14 protein-coding genes and 1 pseudogene are annotated in these 17,637 nt (G+C 73.5%); 10 read left to right on the top strand and 5 right to left on the bottom strand.

What is annotated here, in order from left to right; translation table 11 throughout:
• Nucleotides 1-7: 7 nt before the first annotated feature.
• From POD19_RS09670 to secG, 10 genes and pseudogenes are all read left to right on the top strand, one after another.
• Nucleotides 8-679 carry a lysophospholipid acyltransferase family protein gene (locus POD19_RS09670; protein WP_144820063.1) on the top strand — a complete coding sequence of 224 codons (672 nt, stop codon included), beginning with the start codon at nt 8-10 and terminating at the stop codon, nt 677-679.
• Nucleotides 672-2,597: an excinuclease ABC subunit UvrC gene (gene uvrC / locus POD19_RS09665; protein ID WP_186303262.1), complete on the top strand. Its 1,926-nt coding sequence runs from the start codon at nt 672-674 to the stop codon at nt 2,595-2,597. Before POD19_RS09670 ends, uvrC begins: the two co-directional genes overlap by 8 nt.
• Nucleotides 2,594-3,490 carry an RNase adapter RapZ gene (gene rapZ, locus POD19_RS09660; RefSeq protein WP_192593273.1) on the top strand — a complete coding sequence of 299 codons (897 nt, stop codon included), beginning with the start codon at nt 2,594-2,596 and terminating at the stop codon, nt 3,488-3,490. Before uvrC ends, rapZ begins: the two co-directional genes overlap by 4 nt.
• Entirely contained in the window at nt 3,487-4,533 is a 1,047-nt protein-coding gene (locus POD19_RS09655; RefSeq protein WP_069941294.1) for a gluconeogenesis factor YvcK family protein, read from the top strand. Before rapZ ends, POD19_RS09655 begins: the two co-directional genes overlap by 4 nt.
• Before the next feature lie 31 nt (nt 4,534-4,564).
• Nucleotides 4,565-5,528, top strand: a pseudogene (gene whiA / locus POD19_RS09650) (DNA-binding protein WhiA).
• A 149-nt stretch (nt 5,529-5,677) separates the two neighbouring features.
• On the top strand, nt 5,678-6,304 hold the full coding sequence (locus tag POD19_RS09645) for a superoxide dismutase (protein ID WP_036315296.1): 627 nt from the start codon (nt 5,678-5,680) through the stop codon (nt 6,302-6,304).
• A 185-nt stretch (nt 6,305-6,489) separates the two neighbouring features.
• Entirely contained in the window at nt 6,490-7,500 is a 1,011-nt protein-coding gene (gene gap, locus POD19_RS09640) for a type I glyceraldehyde-3-phosphate dehydrogenase (protein WP_144820065.1), read from the top strand.
• 107 nt (nt 7,501-7,607) lie between these two features.
• Entirely contained in the window at nt 7,608-8,855 is a 1,248-nt protein-coding gene (locus tag POD19_RS09635; protein WP_049147874.1) for a phosphoglycerate kinase, read from the top strand.
• A 2-nt stretch (nt 8,856-8,857) separates the two neighbouring features.
• Nucleotides 8,858-9,649 carry a triose-phosphate isomerase gene (gene tpiA / locus POD19_RS09630; RefSeq protein ID WP_036315288.1) on the top strand — a complete coding sequence of 264 codons (792 nt, stop codon included), beginning with the start codon at nt 8,858-8,860 and terminating at the stop codon, nt 9,647-9,649.
• Between the two features lie 81 nt (nt 9,650-9,730).
• Nucleotides 9,731-9,982 carry a preprotein translocase subunit SecG gene (gene secG, locus POD19_RS09625; protein ID WP_036315286.1) on the top strand — a complete coding sequence of 84 codons (252 nt, stop codon included), beginning with the start codon at nt 9,731-9,733 and terminating at the stop codon, nt 9,980-9,982.
• Nucleotides 9,983-10,074: 92 nt separating this feature from the next.
• Here the strand turns inward: secG and POD19_RS09620 are convergent, their stop codons facing one another.
• The 5 genes from POD19_RS09620 to tkt all read right to left on the bottom strand — a co-directional run bounded on the left by POD19_RS09620 (nt 10,075) and on the right by tkt (nt 17,483).
• Complete coding sequence (locus POD19_RS09620; RefSeq protein WP_036315284.1) at nt 10,075-11,016, bottom strand: glucose-6-phosphate dehydrogenase assembly protein OpcA; 942 nt, start codon at nt 11,014-11,016, stop codon at nt 10,075-10,077.
• The gene (gene zwf, locus POD19_RS09615) at nt 11,013-12,473 is read right to left on the bottom strand and encodes a glucose-6-phosphate dehydrogenase (protein ID WP_340309448.1); all 1,461 of its coding nucleotides are present in this window, start codon (nt 12,471-12,473) and stop codon (nt 11,013-11,015) included. Before zwf ends, POD19_RS09620 begins: the two co-directional genes overlap by 4 nt.
• Before the next feature lie 90 nt (nt 12,474-12,563).
• Entirely contained in the window at nt 12,564-14,165 is a 1,602-nt protein-coding gene (locus POD19_RS09610) for a glucose-6-phosphate isomerase (RefSeq protein ID WP_144859891.1), read from the bottom strand.
• Nucleotides 14,166-14,220: 55 nt separating this feature from the next.
• The gene (gene tal / locus POD19_RS09605; RefSeq protein WP_063189246.1) at nt 14,221-15,339 is read right to left on the bottom strand and encodes a transaldolase; all 1,119 of its coding nucleotides are present in this window, start codon (nt 15,337-15,339) and stop codon (nt 14,221-14,223) included.
• Nucleotides 15,340-15,398: 59 nt separating this feature from the next.
• Complete coding sequence (tkt, locus tag POD19_RS09600) at nt 15,399-17,483, bottom strand: transketolase (protein ID WP_240938542.1); 2,085 nt, start codon at nt 17,481-17,483, stop codon at nt 15,399-15,401.
• Nucleotides 17,484-17,637: the final 154 nt, after the last annotated feature.

The following is a 17,637-nucleotide window of genomic DNA, read 5'->3' as shown; positions in this document are numbered from 1 at the left end:
GAGAGCCATGGCGACGTCGGAGCCCGTGCGCAGGAGCGCCGCCGCGCTCCTGCGGCTCACCTGCCGCCCCGAGGTCGTCGGCATGGAGCACGTCCCTGCGCGGGGCCCCTTCGTCATGGCCTCCAACCACCTGTCCTTCGTCGACTCGGTGATCCTCCAGGCCCTCGCCCCCCGCCCGGTCCACTTCTTCGCCAAGGAGGAGTACTTCACGGGCACGGGCCTGCGGGGCCGCGTCCGGCGGCGGTTCTTCGAGTCCGTGGGCTCCGTCCCCGTCCGCCGGGGCGAGCAGGCCGCCTCCGTGGCCGCGCTCGAGTCCCTCGTGGGCCTGCTCGAGTCCGGCCAGGGCGTCGGCATCTACCCGGAGGGCACCCGCAGCCGCGACGGCCGCCTCTACCGCGGCCGCACCGGTGCGGCCTGGCTGACCCTAGCCACCGGCGCACCCGTGGTGCCCGTGGGCCTCGTCGGCACGCAGCACCTCCAGCCGCCGGACACGAACGGCTTCCGTCCCCACCGGTTCTCCGTGCGCGTGGGCGCGCCCCTGGACTTCGGCCACCCCGGGCGTCGACACACCCTGCCGCAGCGCCGCGACGCGACGGCGGCGATCATGGACGCCATCGGCGCGCTCTCGGGGCAGGAGCGCGTGGACGCCTACAACGCCGCCCCGGGTGCCCGTGGCTGATCCGGCCTCCTACCGCCCGGCTCCGGGCGAGATCTCCACGTCGCCCGGCGTCTACCGCTTCCGCGACGCGGACGGACGCGTCGTCTACGTCGGCAAGGCGAAGAACCTGCGCGCCCGCCTGAGCTCCTATTTCCAGGACCCCGCCCGGCTGGCCACCAAGACCCGGGCCATGGTGTTCACGGCGGCCGCGGTCGAGTGGACCGTCGTCGGCTCCGAGCTGGAGGCGCTCCAGCTCGAGTACACGTGGATCAAGGAGTATCGCCCCCGGTTCAACATCATGTACCGGGACGACAAGTCGTACCCCTACCTGGCCGTGACCATGAACGAGCAGTTCCCGCGCGTCCAGGTGATGCGCGGCGACCGGAAGCCCGGCGTGAAGTACTTCGGCCCGTTCCACCCGGCCAAGGCGATCCGGGAGACCGTGGACCTGATGCTGCGCGTCTTCCCGGTCCGCACGTGCTCGGCCGGCGTGTTCAAGCGGGCCCGCGCCCAGGACCGGCCGTGCCTGCTCGGCTACATCGGCAAGTGCTCGGCGCCCTGCGTGGGCCGGATCAGCCCGGCGGACCATCGCGCGCTGGCCCAGGACTTCTGCGACTTCATGGCCGGGGATGCGAACCGGTTCATCCGCGAGCTGGAGAAGGCCATGGCCCGCGCCGTCGAGGAGCTGCGCTACGAGGACGCGGCCCGGCTGCGGGACGACATCGCCGCGCTGCGCCGCGTGTTCGAGCGCAACGCCGTGGTGCTGCCGGAGAACACGGAGGCGGACATCTTCGCCCTGCACGCGGACGAGCTGGAGGTCGCGGTGCAGGTGTTCCACGTCCGGCAGGGTCGCATCCGCGGCCAGCGCGGCTGGGTCATGGAGCGCGTGGAGGACGTCGCCGAGCCGGAGATGGTCGCGCACCTGCTCCAGCAGGTCTACGGCGACCTCGAGGGGCCGGAGCGCATCCCGCACGAGATCCTCGTCCCGGTCGAGCCCGACGACGCCGCGCAGCTCACCGAGTGGCTCTCGGGCCTGCGCGGGTCCCGGGTCGCCGTGCGCGTGCCCCGGCGGGGCTCGAAGGCGGACCTCATGGAGACCGTCCGGGAGAACGCGGAGATGGCCCTCAAGCTGCACAAGTCGCGGCGGTCCGGGGACCTCACCACCCGCTCCGCCGCCCTGCGGGAGCTGCAGGAGGCCCTGGAGGTCACCGAGCCCCTGTTGCGCATCGAGTGCTACGACATCTCCCACTCCCAGGGCACCAACGTGGTCGGCTCGATGGTCGTCATGGAGGACGGGCTGCCGAAGAAGAAGGACTACCGCCGCTTCAACGTCACGGGGGAGGCCGCCCGGGACGACACGGCGTCCCTGCGCGACGTCCTGCGGCGTCGTTTCGCCCGCCTGGCCAAGGAGCGCGCGGAGGGCGCCCCGCTCTCCGGTCAGGTCGAGGGGGACGATCAGGAGGCGGGGCGCCGCTTCGCGTACCCGCCCTCGCTCGTGGTGGTCGACGGCGGCCCGCCCCAGGTGGCCGCGGCCGCGGCGGTCCTCGAGGAGCTGGGCCTGGACGACCTGCCCGTGGTCGGGCTGGCCAAGCGGCTCGAGGAGGTGTGGCTGCCGGGCGACGAGTTCCCGGTGGTCCTGCCGCGCACCTCGGAGGGCCTGTACCTGCTCCAGCGCATCCGTGACGAGTCGCACCGGTTCGCGATCGCGGGCCACCGCAGCCGGCGGTCCAAGGCGATGACCGTCTCCGCCCTGGATGGGATCCCGGGCCTGGGCCCGGCCAAGCGCACCGCGCTGCTGAACCACTTCGGCTCCGTCGCCGAGATCCGGGCCGCCGGCGTGGACCGGCTGACCGAGGTCGCCGGCATCGGGCCGCGGCTGGCCGAGGCCGTCCACACGGCGCTCACGGCCGACACGCCCGCGGATACAGTGGAGTCATGATCGAGGAGACCCTCCAGCCGGAGAAGCCGCCGACATCCGAGGTGCTCGTGATCGCCGGGATGTCCGGCGCCGGACGGACCACCGCCGCGCACGCGCTCGAGGACCACGGCTGGGACGTGGTGGAGAACATGCCGCCGGCCCTGTTCGGCACGCTGGCCGAGCTCATCGCCCGCTCGCCGGAGGCGTTCCCGCGCCTGGCGATCGTGGTGGACGTGCGCTCGCGCTCCTACTTCGAGGAGCTGTACGCCGCCCTGCAGCACCTGGCCAACAGCGGAGTGGAGTATCGCACCGTGTTCCTCGATGCGGAGGACCACGTCCTCCTGCAACGCTTCGAGGCCGGCCGCCGCCCCCACCCGATGCAGGGCAACGCCCGGCTGCTGGACGGCATCCGCGCGGAGCGGGACGTCGTCGAGCCGCTCAAGGCGCGTGCCGACGTCGTGGTGGACACCACCGAGCTGAACGTGCACGGCCTGGCCACGGAGATCACCGAGCTGTTCTCGGAGTCCGGCCCCGTCACGCTGCGCCTGACCATCATGAGCTTCGGGTTCAAGTACGGCGTCCCGGCGGACGCGAACTTCGTGGCGGACATGCGCTTCATCCCCAACCCCCACTGGGTGCCGGCGCTGCGTCCGCACACGGGCACGGAGGCCGCGGTCGCGGACTACGTGCTCTCCCGCCCCGGTGTCGAGGACTTCCTGCGCACGTACGTCGCCATGCTGGGGCCGGTGTTCGAGGGCTACCGGCGGGAGAACAAGCACTACGCCACGCTCGCCATCGGCTGCACGGGCGGCAAGCACCGCTCCGTGGCCGTCGCCGAGGAGCTGGCCCGGCGCCTGGCCCAGGTGCCCCACGTCACGGTGCACGTCCAGCACCGGGACATGGGGCGCGAATGACGTCCCCGCTCACCGGCCAACTGCCCCTGCCGCCCGGGATGGGTTCGGAAGGGCGCGGGGTGGGCGCCGGCATGTCCCGCCCCACGGCCCGCGTCACCGCCCTCGGCGGCGGCCACGGCCTCTCCGCGTCCCTCGCGGCCCTGCGGCACGTGGCCGGGCACCTCACGGCCATCGTCACGGTGGCGGACGACGGTGGCTCCTCCGGCACCATCCGCCGGGAGATGGCGGTGCTGCCGCCTGGCGACCTCCGCATGGCGCTGGCCGCCCTGTGCGACGACACCGACTGGGGTCGGACCTGGGCCCACGTCATGCAGCACCGCTTCCACTCCACCGAGGTGCCCGCCGACCAGGCCACCCTGGACAACCACGCGCTCGGGAACCTCCTGATCGTCGCCCTCTGGGAGCTGCTGGGCGACCCGGTGGACGGGCTGCGCTGGGCCGGCGCCCTGCTGCGGGCGCACGGTGAGGTCCTGCCGGTCTCGCGGGTGCCGCTGACCATCGGCGGGGACGTGCTCAGCGCCGGCCCGGACGGCCGCCTGCGCACCCGATGCGTGGAGGGCCAGGTGGCCCTCGCGGTCGCCGCGTTCGAGGGGCGCGTCACCGACGTCCGCCTGAGCCCGTCCGACGCCCCCGCCACCCCGGAGGCGCTCTCGGCGATCGAGATGGCCGACTGGGTGGTGCTCGGACCCGGCTCGCTGTACACGTCGGTGCTGCCGCACCTGCTGATGCCGGACGTGCGCGCGGCCCTCGCCGCCACCACCGCCCGGCGCCTCATGGTGCTGAACCTGCGCACGGGAGACCAGGAGACCACCGGCCTCACCCACGCCGACCACCTCAAGGTGCTGCGCTCCTATGCGCCGGACCTCCGGCTGGACGTGGTGATCGCCGACGTGGACGCGGTCACCGACCGGGCGGCGGTGGAGGCCGAGGCGGCCCGGATGGGCGCGCGCGTGGCGTTCAGTAGAGTGAGCAGTGCCCAGGATCCCCAGGTCCACGACCCGCTGCGCCTGGCCGTCTCGATCGGCGAGGCGATGACCCACTGACGCGCGCACCTCGCCGAGAAGGAGCACGAGCATGGCGCTGACCATGACCCTCAAGGAGGAGCTGGCCCGTGTGCCGGTCGCCGCGACCCCGGAGCGGCGGGCGGAGACCGCGGCGATGCTGCGGTTCGCCGGGGGTTGCACCTCGTGGCCGGCCGCGTCGTCGTGGAGGTTGAACTGGACCACGGCGCCAGTGCGCGCCGCCTGCGCGCCGCCATCACCGAGCTGTACGGCCTGGCCCCGGAGATCGTGGTGGTCTCCGGCGGCAACCTGCGCCGTGGTCAGCGGTACGTGCTCCGGGTCGTGCGCGGGGAGAGGACCTCGCCCGGCAGACCGGGCTCATCGACCAGCGGGGACGGCCCGTGCGTGGCCTCGCGCCGGTCCTCGTCAGCGGGACGACGGCGGCCACCGCCGCCGTGTGGCGCGGGGCCCTGCTGGCCCACGGCTCCCTCACCGAGCCCGGCCGCTCGGCGGCCCTCGAGGTGACCACGCCGGGCCCGGAGGCCGCGCTCGCGCTGGTGGGGGCCGCGCGTCGGCTCCGCGTGGCGGCGAAGGCGCGCGAGGTGCGTCAGTCGGACCGCGTCGTGGTCCGCGACGGCGAGGCGATCGCCACGCTGCTCGCCGCCGTCGGCGCGGAGCAGACCGCGACCCTCTGGCGCGAGCGGCGCGAGCGCAAAGAGGTCCGGGCCACCGCCAACCGCCTGGCGAACTTCGACGACGCCAACCTGCGCCGTTCCGCCCAGGCCGCTGTCACGGCCGGGGCGAAGGTGGAGCGGGCCCTCGAGATCCTCGGGGACGAGGTGCCCGACCACCTTCGCTACGCGGGACGGCTGCGCCTCGAGCACAAGCAGGCCTCCCTCGACGAGCTCGGCCGCCTCGCGGACCCGCCGATGACCAAGGACGCCGTCGCCGGGCGCATCCGCCGGCTACTGGCCATGGCGGACAAGCGGGCCGCCGAGCGGGGCATCCCCGGGACGGACGCGGCCTCCGAAGGCTGAGCGCGGGATCACCGTCGACGGGATCTGGCCCCGGCGCTCCGCCCCCGATCACAATGGAGACGGACGGAATACGCCGCCGAGACGCGAGGTTGCCCGAGGTGGAGGCCGAGGGCGTCCTGCCCGCAGCCTCGCCTGACCAAGGAGGAAGCATGACCGAATACACCCTTCCGGAGCTGGACTACGACTACGCCGCGCTGGAGCCGCACATCTCGGCCCGCATCATGGAGCTGCACCACTCCAAGCACCACGCCACGTACGTCAAGGGCGCGAACACCGCCCTGGAGAAGCTGGCCGCCGCGCGTGAGGCCGGCGACTTCGGCTCCGTGAACCAGCTGTCGAAGGACCTCGCCTTCAACCTGGGCGGGCACACGAACCACTCGATCTTCTGGAAGAACCTCTCGCCGGAGGGCGGCGACAAGCCGACCGGCGAGCTGGCCGCCGCCATCGACGAGTACTTCGGCTCGTTCGACCAGTTCCAGGCCCACTTCACCGCCGCCGCCCTCGGCATCCAGGGCTCCGGCTGGGCCGTGCTGGCCTACGAGCCCATCGGCGGCAACCTGGTGATCGAGCAGTTCTACGACCAGCAGAACGGCGTGCCGGTCGCCACCATCCCGCTGTTCCAGCTGGACATGTGGGAGCACGCCTTCTACCTCGACTACCAGAACGTCAAGGCGGACTACGTCAAGGCGATCTGGAACATCGTGAACTGGGCCGACGTGCAGGCCCGCTTCGAGGCCGCCCGCGCCGGCGCCTCCGGCCTGATCCTCCCGGCCTGATCCACACCGCGCACCGGGGCGCTGACGTCGTGGCCCCACGACGTCAGCGCCCCGATGCGGGGAGGGGCTCGGCGCTCCGGCCCTGTCCCCACCGCGCGCCCGGACCGGGCGCGACCGCTCGACCGTACCGCCCCGGACCCACCGCCACGGGGACCACGCAACGCGAACTAACGAGAGAGACCACCATGACCAAGATCGCCATCAACGGCTACGGCCGCATCGGACGCAACATCGTGCGCGTGCTCAGGGACCGCGGCCACGAGAACCTCGAGCTGGTCGCGGTGAACGACCTCGCCGACCCCGAGGACCTGTTCTGGCTGACCCAGTACGACACCATCCTGGGCCGCTACCCGGGCGAGCTGGAGCGGACCGAGAAGGGGTTCCGCATCGACGGCCGCGACGTCGCGTTCTTCCAGGAGGCCGACCCGACGAAGCTGCCGTGGGGTGAGCTCGGCGTGGACCTGGTCATCGAGTGCACCGGCATCTTCACGACCGGCCCCAAGGCGCAGGCCCACCTCGACGCCGGGGCCAAGAAGGTCCTCATCTCCGCTCCCGCCAAGGAGGTCGACGGCACCTTCGTGATGGGTGTGAACGAGCACACCTACGACGCGGAGACGATGCACATCGTCTCGAACGCCTCGTGCACCACGAACTGCCTGGCCCCGATGGCGAAGGTCCTCAACGACGAGTTCGGCATCGTGGACGGCATCATGACCACGATCCACGCGTACACCGGCGACCAGAACCTGCACGACAACGTGCACAAGAAGGATCGCCGTCGGGCGCGCGCCGCCGCCCAGAACATGGTGCCCACCTCCACGGGCGCGGCCAAGGCCATCGGCGAGGTCATCCCGGAGCTGAAGGGCAAGCTCGACGGCTTCGCCATGCGGGTGCCTACCATCACCGGCTCGGCCACCGACCTGACCGTGGAGCTGACGCGCCACGTGGAGGTCGAGGAGATCAACGCGGCGTTCAAGAAGGCCGCGGAGTCCGGTCCGCTGAAGGGCCGCCTGGTCTACTCGGAGGACCCGATCGTGTCCTCGGACATCATCACCTCCCCGGCGGCGTGCACCTTCGACGCCCCGCTGACCAAGTCCATCGGCCAGACCGTGAAGATCATCGGCTGGTACGACAACGAGTACGGCTACACCTCCCAGCTCATGGACTTCGCAGACCTCATCGGCTCGAAGCTCTGAGCCCGCACGGCGCCCGACGGCCCGGGCCGACGGTTCCTCCGTCGGCCCGGGCCGTCCGCCTAGACTGCACCGTGAACCGACCCCGCTCCGGCACCCCAGGAGGCATCATGCCCGCACCGACCCTCACCGATCTGCTCGAGGCCGGCGTCGCCGGCCGCACCGTGCTCATCCGGTCCGACCTGAACGTCCCGCTGGACGGGGACACCGTCACCGACGACGGCCGCATCCGGGCCTCGCTGCCCGCGATCCGGGACCTGGCCGAGGCCGGTGCGCGCGTGATCGTCATGGCCCACCTGGGCCGCCCCAAGGGTGAGCCGGACCCCGCGTACTCCCTCCGTCCGGTCGCCGCGCGCATGGCCGAGCTGCTGGGCGCCGACGTCGCCCTGGCCGCGGACGTGACCGGGGACGACGCGCGCGCGAAGGCCGCCGCCCTGCAGGACGGCCAGGTGCTGCTGCTGGAGAACGTGCGCTTCGACGCCCGCGAGACCTCCAAGGACGATGCCGAGCGCGCCGCACTGGCCGGCGAGATGGCGGCGCTGGCCGGCGACGACGGCGCCTACGTGGGCGACGCCTTCGGCGCGGTCCACCGCAAGCACGCCTCCGTGTTCGACGTCGCGGCACAGCTGCCGGCCCACCAGGGCCCGCTGGTCGCCGCCGAGCTCGAGGTGCTCACCCGTCTGACCGAGTCCCCGGAGCGGCCTTACGTCGTCGTGCTGGGCGGGTCGAAGGTCTCGGACAAGCTGGCCGTGATCGACAACCTGCTGGACAAGGCCGACACGCTGCTGATCGGCGGCGGCATGCTCTTCACGTTCCTCAAGGCGCAGGGCCACGAGGTGGGCGCCTCCCTGCTCGAGGAGGACCAGCTCGACACCGTCCGCGAGTACCTGCGCCGCTCCGAGGCCGGGGCCGCCCGCATCGTGCTCCCCACGGACATCGTCATGGCCTCCGGCTTCGCGGCCGACGCCGAGCACGAGGTCCTGGCCGTGGACGCCCTCACCTCGGGCGCGCACGGCGCGTCCGCCATGGGCTTGGACATCGGCCCCGAGACGGCCCGGGCGTTCGCGGAGCAGATCCGCGGCGCCCAGACCGTGTTCTGGAACGGCCCCATGGGCGTGTTCGAGTTCCCGGCCTTCGCGGAGGGCACCCGGGCGGTGGCCCGGGCCCTCACCGAGGCCTCCGCGGCCGGCGGCCTGTCGGTGGTCGGCGGCGGCGACTCCGCGGCGGCCGTGCGCACGCTCGGCTTCGCCGACGACGCGTTCGGCCACATCTCCACCGGCGGCGGCGCCTCCCTCGAATACCTCGAGGGCAAGGAGCTGCCGGGCGTCACCGCCCTGGCCGGCGAGGGGCGGGCGTGAGCATGGCGGAGCAGACCACACGCGTGCCGCTGATCGCGGGCAACTGGAAGATGAACCTGGACCACCTCGAGGCCGTCACCCTGGTGCAGCGCCTCACGTGGCTCCTCACGGACGCGGACCATGACCAGGAGGCCGTGGAGGTCGCGGTGTTCCCGCCCTTCACGGGCCTGCGGGCCGTGCAGACGCTCGTCACCGGCGACCGCCTGGACCTCGCCTACGGCGCGCAGGACCTCTCGCCCGAGGACGCCGGCGCCTACACGGGCGACGTCTCCGGCGCGTTCCTGGCCGCGCTGGGGTGCCGCTACGCGATCGTGGGCCACTCCGAGCGTCGCACCCTCCACGGGGAGGACGACGCGCTCGTCGCGCGCAAGGCCGCCGCGGCCCTGCGCCACGGCCTCACCCCGGTGATCTGCGTGGGCGAGGGCCTGGAGGTGCGCCAGGCCGGCCGGCACGTCGAGCACACGCTCGCCCAGCTGGAGGGCTCGATCGCGGGCCTGTCGGCGCAGGACGTGGCCGGCGTCGTCGTCGCCTACGAGCCCGTGTGGGCGATCGGCACGGGCGAGGTCGCCGGCCCCGAGGACGCGCAGCAGATGTGCGCGGCCCTGCGCGCCCGCGTGGCCGCACTGCACGGCGACGACGTCGCCGCCGGACTGCGGATCCTCTACGGCGGCTCCGTGAAGTCCTCCAGCGCGCCGGCGCTGCTGGCGCAGCCAGACGTGGACGGCGCCCTCGTGGGCGGCGCCAGCCTCGACGCGGACGAGTTTGCTAAGATCGTCCGGTTCGACCAGGCCTGATCCGTCCGGCCCGACCGACCGCATTCTCCGTGACGGCCCCGGCGCGCGCCGGGGCCGCACCTCGACCCGAGGAGCCCTCCCGTGGACGTCCTGACCCTGGCCCTGCAGATCCTCGTGGTCGTGCTCAGCGTGGTCATCGTGCTGCTCATCCTGCTGCACAAGGGCCGCGGCGGCGGCGTCTCGGACATGTTCGGCGGCGGCGTGACCAGCTCGATGAGCTCCTCGGGCTCCGCCCAGCGTCTGCTCACCCGCCTGACCGTCGGCTCCGTGGTCGCCTGGGGTGTCGTGATCGCCCTGCTCGGCGTCCTGCCGCGTCTGACCATGGAGTCCTGAGGCCGCCCCGCCGGGCCCGACGCGAACGCCCCGCACGGAAGATCCGTGCGGGGCGTTCGCGCGTCCCGGACCGGTGGGGCGCCGGGGGCCCCTCAGCGTTCGGAGGCCTGCACGGGGGAGAGGTCCGTGCGCGGCAGGCCCTGGTGGAGCACGGCGCCGAAGACCTCGTCCGGGTCCAGGCGGCGCAGCTCCTCGGCCAGGCAGTCCTGGATCGTCCGGCGTGGCAGGGAGATGCGCTGCACCGGCCGGCCCTGCTGATAGAGCCGGGCCACCTGCGACTGCGAGCGGGAGAGCACCACGTCCCCGTCCGTGCACCGCAGGCGCACCGCACGGATCCCGTGGCCGACCTTCGAGTGCGCGATCGTCACGGGCACCTTCAGGGTCAGGGTGAGCCACGCCGCGAGCAGCATGGTGCTGGGGGAGTCCGGCGCCCCGTCCACCGTCACCGAGCGCAGGGTGGCCACGTCGAGCGTGTCGAAGATCCCGGCCACCTGGATCCGCCACAGCGTCAGGCGCGTCCAGGCCAGGTCGGTGTCCCCCTCATGGTGGCCCGCGCGCAGAGCCCACAGGGCGGGCTCGGCCGCGGACGCCGAGGCCGTGTCCGTGATCCGGCGGTGGGCCAGGCGACCGAGCGCCGTCGCCGAGGGGACCCCGGGTGGCACCCCGGGCCACCACACGACGATGGGCGCATCGGGCAGGAGCAGCCCGGAGACGAGCGACTCGTCGGCGTGGGCGTTCTCCCCGGCGCACCACAGCACCACGACGTCGGAGGCGCCGGCGTCGCCCCCGACCCGGATCTCGGCGTCCAGGCGGGTGGGGGCCGCGGGGTCGCCCAGGGCCAGGACGACGATGCGGCACGGGTGTTCGAGCGAGGCCGCGTTGGCGGCCTGGACGGCGGACTCGATGCCGGCGTCGTCCGTGCTGATCACGAGCGTGAGGACGCGGCCGAGGGCCACGACCCCGCTCTTCTCGCGCAGCTGCGTGATGCGCTTGGCCACCTGGGAGGTGGTGGTGTCGTGCATGCGGATCTTCACGGGCGCCTCCAGCTTCGTCCGTCGCGGGCCATGAGGGCGTCGGCCGAGGGCGGTCCCCACGTGCCCGGGGCGTAGGGCTCGGGCTGGGTGCCCAGGCTCGCCCAGTGCTCCTCGAACGGGTCCACGATCCGCCAGGACAGCTCCACCTCGGCCTGGCGCGGGAACAGCGGCGGCTCCCCGAGGAGCACGTCGAGGATGAGACGCTCGTACGCCTCGGGGGAGTCCTCGGTGAAGGCGTGGCCGTAGCCGAAGTCCATCGTGACGTCGCGGATCTCGGTCTGCGTGCCGGGCACCTTGGACGCGAAGCGGATGGTGACGCCCTCGTCCGGCTGCACCCGGATGACGATGATGTTCTGCCCGAACTCGTCCCCGTCGTGGACGGGGAACAGCAGGTGCGGGGGCTTCTTGAAGACGACGGCGATCTCCGTCACCCGCCGGCCGAGGCGTTTGCCGGCCCGCAGGTAGAACGGCACGCCCTGCCAGCGCCGCGTGCGGATGCCCACCTTGAGCGCGGCGTACGTCTCCGTGACGGACGCCGGGTTGAAGCCCTCCTCGTCGAGGAATCCCGTGACCCGCTCGCCGCCCTGCCAGCCGGAGGTGTACTGGCCGCGGGCGGAGGCCGCCGCGAGTCCCTCGGGCGTGTCCGGGACGGTCACGGCCTCGAGGACCTTCTCCTTCTCCGCGCGCAGATGGTCCGCGTCGAACGAGATCGGCTCCTCCATCGCGGTGAACGCGAGCAGCTGCAGGAGGTGGTTCTGGATGACGTCGCGCGCCGCGCCCACGCCGTCGTAGTAGCTCGCCCGTCCACCGATGCCGATGTCCTCGGCCATCGTGATCTGGACGTGGTCCACGTGCTCCGCGTTCCAGAGCGGCTCGAACATCCGGTTGGCGAACCGGAACGCGAGGATGTTCTGCACCGTCTCCTTGCCGAGGTAGTGGTCGATGCGGAACACCGCGTCCGAGGGGAAGACGCGCTCGATCACGGCGTTGAGCTCCTGCGCGCTGGCCAGGTCGTGGCCGAAGGGCTTCTCGATCACCACGCGGCGCCACGGGCCCTCGGCCGGCTGCGACCGGTCGGCCAGGCCCTGGTCGGCGAGGTGGCGGGAGACGGCCTCGAACCAGTCCGGCGGGATGGAGAGGTAGAACGCGGTGTTCCCGCGCGTGCCGCGGGAGGTCTCGAGCTCGGCGAGCACCTCGTCGAGACGGACGTAGGCCGCCTCGTCGTCGAACGCGCCGGAGACGAAGCGCAGGCCGCCCCGGAACTGGTCCCACACGGTCTCGTCGAACGTGGTCCGGGAGGAGGCCTCCACGGCGGCGCGCACATAGTCGGCGAACTCCTCGTCGGACCAGTCGCGGCGGCCGAAGCCGACGAGGGAGAACGCCGGCGGCAGCAGGCCGCGCTGGGCCAGGTCGTACATGGCCGGCAGGAGCTTCTTCTTCGCCAGGTCGCCCGTCACGCCGAACAGCACGAGCGCCGACGGGCCCGCGATGCGGGTCAGGCGCCGGTCACGGGGGTCGCGCAGCGGGTTGCGGGGGCGGTCCGGGACTCACCGGCCACGGACGGCGCTCCTCAGGGCCTCGATGCCCGCGTCGCGGCGGCGCAGGTGCAGGGTGACCACGGGGCGGCCGAGATCGCCGAGCACCCGGGCGTCGCCCGCGGCCTGCGCGGCGATGAGCCTGCCCAGGGAGAACGGGCGGCCGGGCACCTCGATGTCCAGGCCGGCGTCGCCGGTGATCTGCAGGAACACGCCGACGGCCGGGCCGCCCTTGTGGAACTGTCCGGTGGAGTGCAGGAACCGCGGACCCCAGCCGAACGTGACCGGGCGGCCGACCAGGTCCGCCAGGTCCGCACGCAGCTCCTCGAGCTCGGCGTCGTCGTGACGGGAGAGGTAGGCGTGGACCGCCAGGTAGCCGTCCTCGGGCACCAGCGCCGCCGTGGCGCGCAGCACGCCGGCCAGGTCCGGGGCAGAGGTCACGGACGCCGGGCCGGAGACCTCGACGCCCTCCACCTCGCCGTCGGCCGTCCGCTCGGCGGCGGGGCTGTCCAGCAGGGTGCGCGCGGCGGCCTTGGCGGCCTCCACGTCCGGCTGGTCGAAGGGGTTGATCCCGAGCAGGCGGCCGGCCACCGCGGTGGCCACCTCCCACAGCAGCAGCTGGGCGCCGAGCGAGCCGGCGACCTGCACGCCGTGGCCCGGGGCCGCGACGTCGTCCTCGCCGACGAGCTGCACCTGCAGCAGGTCGGGGGCGTCCCACGCGGTCTCGGGGTCGCCGGGGGCGACGACGACGGGCAGCAGCCCGGTGCCGTCCTTGCCCGTGGACTCGGCGATCAGCTGCTCGATCCAGGCCGGCAGTCCGGCGATGCCGGACCCGTGGTCGGCGAAGACGAGCTTGTCGCGCAGCGGGCGGGTGCCGCCCAGGGCCGCGCCGAGCTGCAGGCCCGGGTTGTCCTCGTCGTCGGCGATCAGCAGGTCGAGCACGGCCTCCGCGTCGTCCAGCAGGGCCGCGACGTCCACGCCGGCCAGGCCGGTGGGGACCAGGCCGAACGCGGTGAGGGCCGAGAAACGCCCGCCCACGGTCGGGTCCGCGGTGAAGACGGCGCGCCAGCCGGCGGACTCGCACGCGGCGTGCAGCGGTGAGCCCGGGTCCGTGACGGCGACCAGGCGGGTGCGGGGGTCGATCCCAGCGTCGCGGAACGCGGCCTCGACGACGCGGCGCTGCGAGTCGGTCTCCACGGTGGAGCCGGACTTGGAGGAGACCACCAGCACGGTTCGCTCGAGGTCGCGCTCGAGGGCGCGGGAGACCTGGAGCGGGTCCGTGGAGTCCAGGACCTCGAGCTCGACGCCGGCCGTCGCCGCGATCACCTCGGGGGCCAGGGACGAGCCGCCCATGCCCGCCAGGACCACGCGGTCCACGCCCTCGGCGCGCAGCTCCCGGGTCAGCTGGGCGATGTGCGGGACGAGGGCGCGGGAGTCCTCGAACAGGTCGATCCAGCCGAGCCGCTTGGCGGCCTCGTCGCGGGCCGGCGCCCCCCACAGGTCGGCGTCCTGCGCCCCGAGGCGGGAGGCGACGCGGTCCTGGAGGAGGGCGGGCAGATGGCGGTCGATCGCCTCGAGGGCGGCTCCGGTGGCGGTGAGGCCGAGGGTGCTCATGGGGGGTCCTTCCGTGCGCGTGGCGAGCGGGCGGCGGGGTCGGGGGCGGGTGCGGTCAGCGATGGGCGTCGAGCCCGGAGCGGACCGAGCCGAGCAGCTCGTCCCACGCGGCCTCGAACTTCTCCAGGCCCTCAGTCTCCAGCACGTCCACGACGTCCTGGTAGGACACGCCTGCCGCGCCGACCGCGTCGAGCAGGGCATCGGCCTCGGCGTAGGCGCCCGTGACGGTGTCCGCCGCAATCACCCCGTGGTCGGCGACCGCCTCGAGGGTCTTCTCCGGCAGGGTGGTCACGGTGTGCGGTGCCACGAGTTCGGTGACGTACAGCGTGTCCGGCAGGGCGGGGTCCTTGACGCCGGTGGAGGCCCACAGGGGCCGCTGCACGGGGGCGCCGGCCGCCTCGAGCAGGCGCCAGCGCTCCGAGTCCAGGGCCTGCTCGAAGGCTCGGTAGGCCAGGCGCGCGTTGGCGACGGCGGCCCGGCCGGTCAGCGCCTCGGCCTCGGGGGTGCCGATCGCGCGCAGCCGCGCGTCGACCTCCGTGTCCACACGGGAGACGAAGAAGGAGGCCACCGAGTGGAGGCGGCGGACGTCGTGCCCGTTCGCCCGGGCCTTCTCCAGGCCGGTGAGCCAGGCGTTGAGCACCCGGCGGTAGCGGGGCAGGGAGAAGATCAGGGTCACGTTCACGCTGATGCCCGCGCCGAGCACGTCCGCGATGGCGGACAGGCCCTCCACGGTCGCGGGGATCTTCACCATGAGGTTGGGACGGTCGACGGCCGCCGCCAGCTCGCGGGCCTGCGCCACGGTGCCGGCGGCGTCGCGGGCCAGGCGCGGATCGACCTCAAGGGAGACGAAGCCGTCCGCCCCGCCGGTGCGCTCGTGGACGGGCGCGAGCACGTCGGCGGCGCGGCGCACGTCCTCGGTCGTCAGGGCGACGACGGCCTCGTCCACCGAGGCGCCGGCCGCGGCGAGGTCGCGCAGCTGTCCCTGGTAGGCGCCCGCGTCCGCGAGGGCGACCGCGAAGATGGACGGGTTCGTGGTGACGCCGGTGACCGAGCGGGTGGCGATCAGCTCTTCGAGCGTGCCCTCGTCCAGCCGCGTGCGGGAGAGGTCGTCGAGCCAGATCGACACACCGGCCTGGGCCAGCGCGGCGGTGTTCGGGTTCTGCGGGGTGCTCATGGTCTGCGGGTGCCTTCCCTTCGGGGTGGACGTGCTCGGGGCGCCGTGGGCGCCGGGCCTCAGAGGAGGCCGCGGGTCACCTCGGCGACGTGCTCGCCAGTGAATCCGTACTTCTCCATCAGGCGGGCGCCGTCGGCCGACTCGCCGTAGTGCTCGAGGCTCACGCGGGCGCCCGGGGAGGAGGCCGTCACCGTGTGCTCGAACCACGGCATCGCGATGCCGGCCTCGACGGAGACGCGGACCGGGGCGTCGGGGCCGTCGGGCAGGACCTCGGCCCGGTAGGCCTCGTCCTGCTCGGCGAACCACTCGAGGCAGGGGGCGGAGACGACGCGGGTCGGGACGCCGTCGGCCTGCAGCAGCGCGCGGGCCCGCACGGCCACGGAGACCTCGGAGCCGGTCGCGATCAGCAGCGCGCGGGCCGGCGTCGGCGCGCCGTCGGCATCCGTGGCGTCGATGAGGACGTAGGCGCCGCGGGCCACGCCCGAGGCGGGGGCGAAGCCGTCCGTGTCCCGGGGGAGCACGGGCAGGCTCTGCCGGGACAGGACGAGCCCGGCCGGGCGGTCCCGGTGCTCGAGCACCGTCCGCCACGCCCACGCGGTCTCGTTGGCGTCGGCCGGGCGGACGACGTCGAGCCCGGGGATGGCCCGCAGGGCGGCCAGGTGCTCCACCGGCTGGTGCGTGGGGCCGTCCTCGCCGAGGCCGATGGAGTCGTGCGTCCACACGTACGTGCTCGGGGTGCCCATGAGGGCGGCCAGGCGGACGGCGGGGCGCATGTAGTCGGAGAACGTCAGGAACGTGCCCACGTACGCGCGGGTCAGGCCGCCGATCGTGATGCCGTTGACGATCGCCCCGGCCGCGAACTCGCGGACGCCGAAGTGCAGGGTGCGGCCGTACTCGTGGCCCTGCCACGTGGCGGTGGAGCGGCGGGCCGGGATGAAGGAGGGCTCGCCCTTCATGGTGGTGTTGTTCGACCCGGCGAGGTCGGCCGAGCCGCCCCAGAGCTCGGGCATGACCGGCGCGAGGGCCGTGAGCACCTCTCCGGAGGCCGCGCGCGTGGCCAGGCCCTTCTCGTCCGCGTCCCAGGACGGGAACGCGTCCGCGAAGCCAGCGGGCAGCTCTCGTCCGGCCAGTCGGTCGTACAGCCGCGCGTTCTCCGGGTTCGCCTCGCGCCAGGCCTGGAACGCCGCCTCCCAGCCGCGGCGGTACTCTGCCGAGCGCTCGGCGATGGACCGGGCGCGGGCCAGGAGCTCGGGGTCGACGTCGAAGGTCTTGGTCGGGTCCAGCCCGAGGCTCTCCTTGAGGCCGGCGACCTCGTCCGTGCCGAGCTTGGAGCCGTGGATGCCGCCGGTGTTCTGCTTCGTGGGGGAGGGCCAGCCGATCACGGTGCGCAGCTTGATCAGCGAGGGCCGGCCGGTCTCGGCCTTGGCCGCGACGAGGGCGTCGTACAGGGCCTCCACGTCCTCCGTGTACTCGGTCACGGCGTGGCCCTGGGCGCCGTTGGTCCAGTCGACCTCCTGCACGTGCCAGCCGTAGGCCTCGTAGCGGCGGACCACGTCCTCGGTGAACGCGATGTCCGTGTCGTCCTCGATCGAGATGCGGTTCGCGTCGTAGACGACGACCAGGTTCCCGAGCTCCTGGTGCCCGGCCAGCGAGGAGGCCTCGGCGGCGACGCCCTCCTGGATGTCCCCGTCGGAGGCGAGCACGAACACGTGGTGGTCGAACGGGGAGGTGCCGGGGGCGGCGTCGGGGTCCATCAGCCCGCGCACGCGGCGCTGCTCGTACGCGAAGCCGACGCCCATCGCCAGGCCCTGGCCCAGCGGACCCGTGGTCACCTCGACGCCGTGGGTGTGGCCGTACTCCGGGTGGCCCGGGGTCCTGGATCCCTCGGTGCGCAGCCCCTGGATGTCCTCGATCTCGAGCCCGGCGCCCGCGGCGAACAACTGCAGGTACTGGATGAGCGAGGCGTGGCCCGCGGAGAGGATGAAGCGATCCCGGCCCTCCCAGCGGTCGTCCGTGGGGTCCAGGTGCATGACGTTCTGGTACAGCTGCCACGCCACGGGGGCCAGCGAGATCGCGGTGCCGGGGTGGCCGTGCCCGGCCTTCTCCACGGCGTCCGCCGAGAGCGCCTTGAGCGTGTCCACCATCCGGCGGTCCTGCTCCGAGTAGACGAACCCGCGGGCCGGGGCCACCCGGTCCAGGGTCGGGGGGTGGACGGCTGCGCGGCGTCGGTCACGGGTTCTCTCCTGGCGGATCGGGAGCGTCGGGGTGCGGCCCCGGCCGACGCCGGGGCGTCGCGGC

The organism is Micrococcus sp. GPGPB33 (assembly GCF_037853785.1).
GTDB classification, from domain to species: Bacteria; Actinomycetota; Actinomycetes; order Actinomycetales; family Micrococcaceae; genus Micrococcus; species Micrococcus luteus.
The sequence above is the reverse complement of the archived record's forward strand: the minus strand, read 5'-3'. Positions and strand labels throughout refer to the sequence as shown.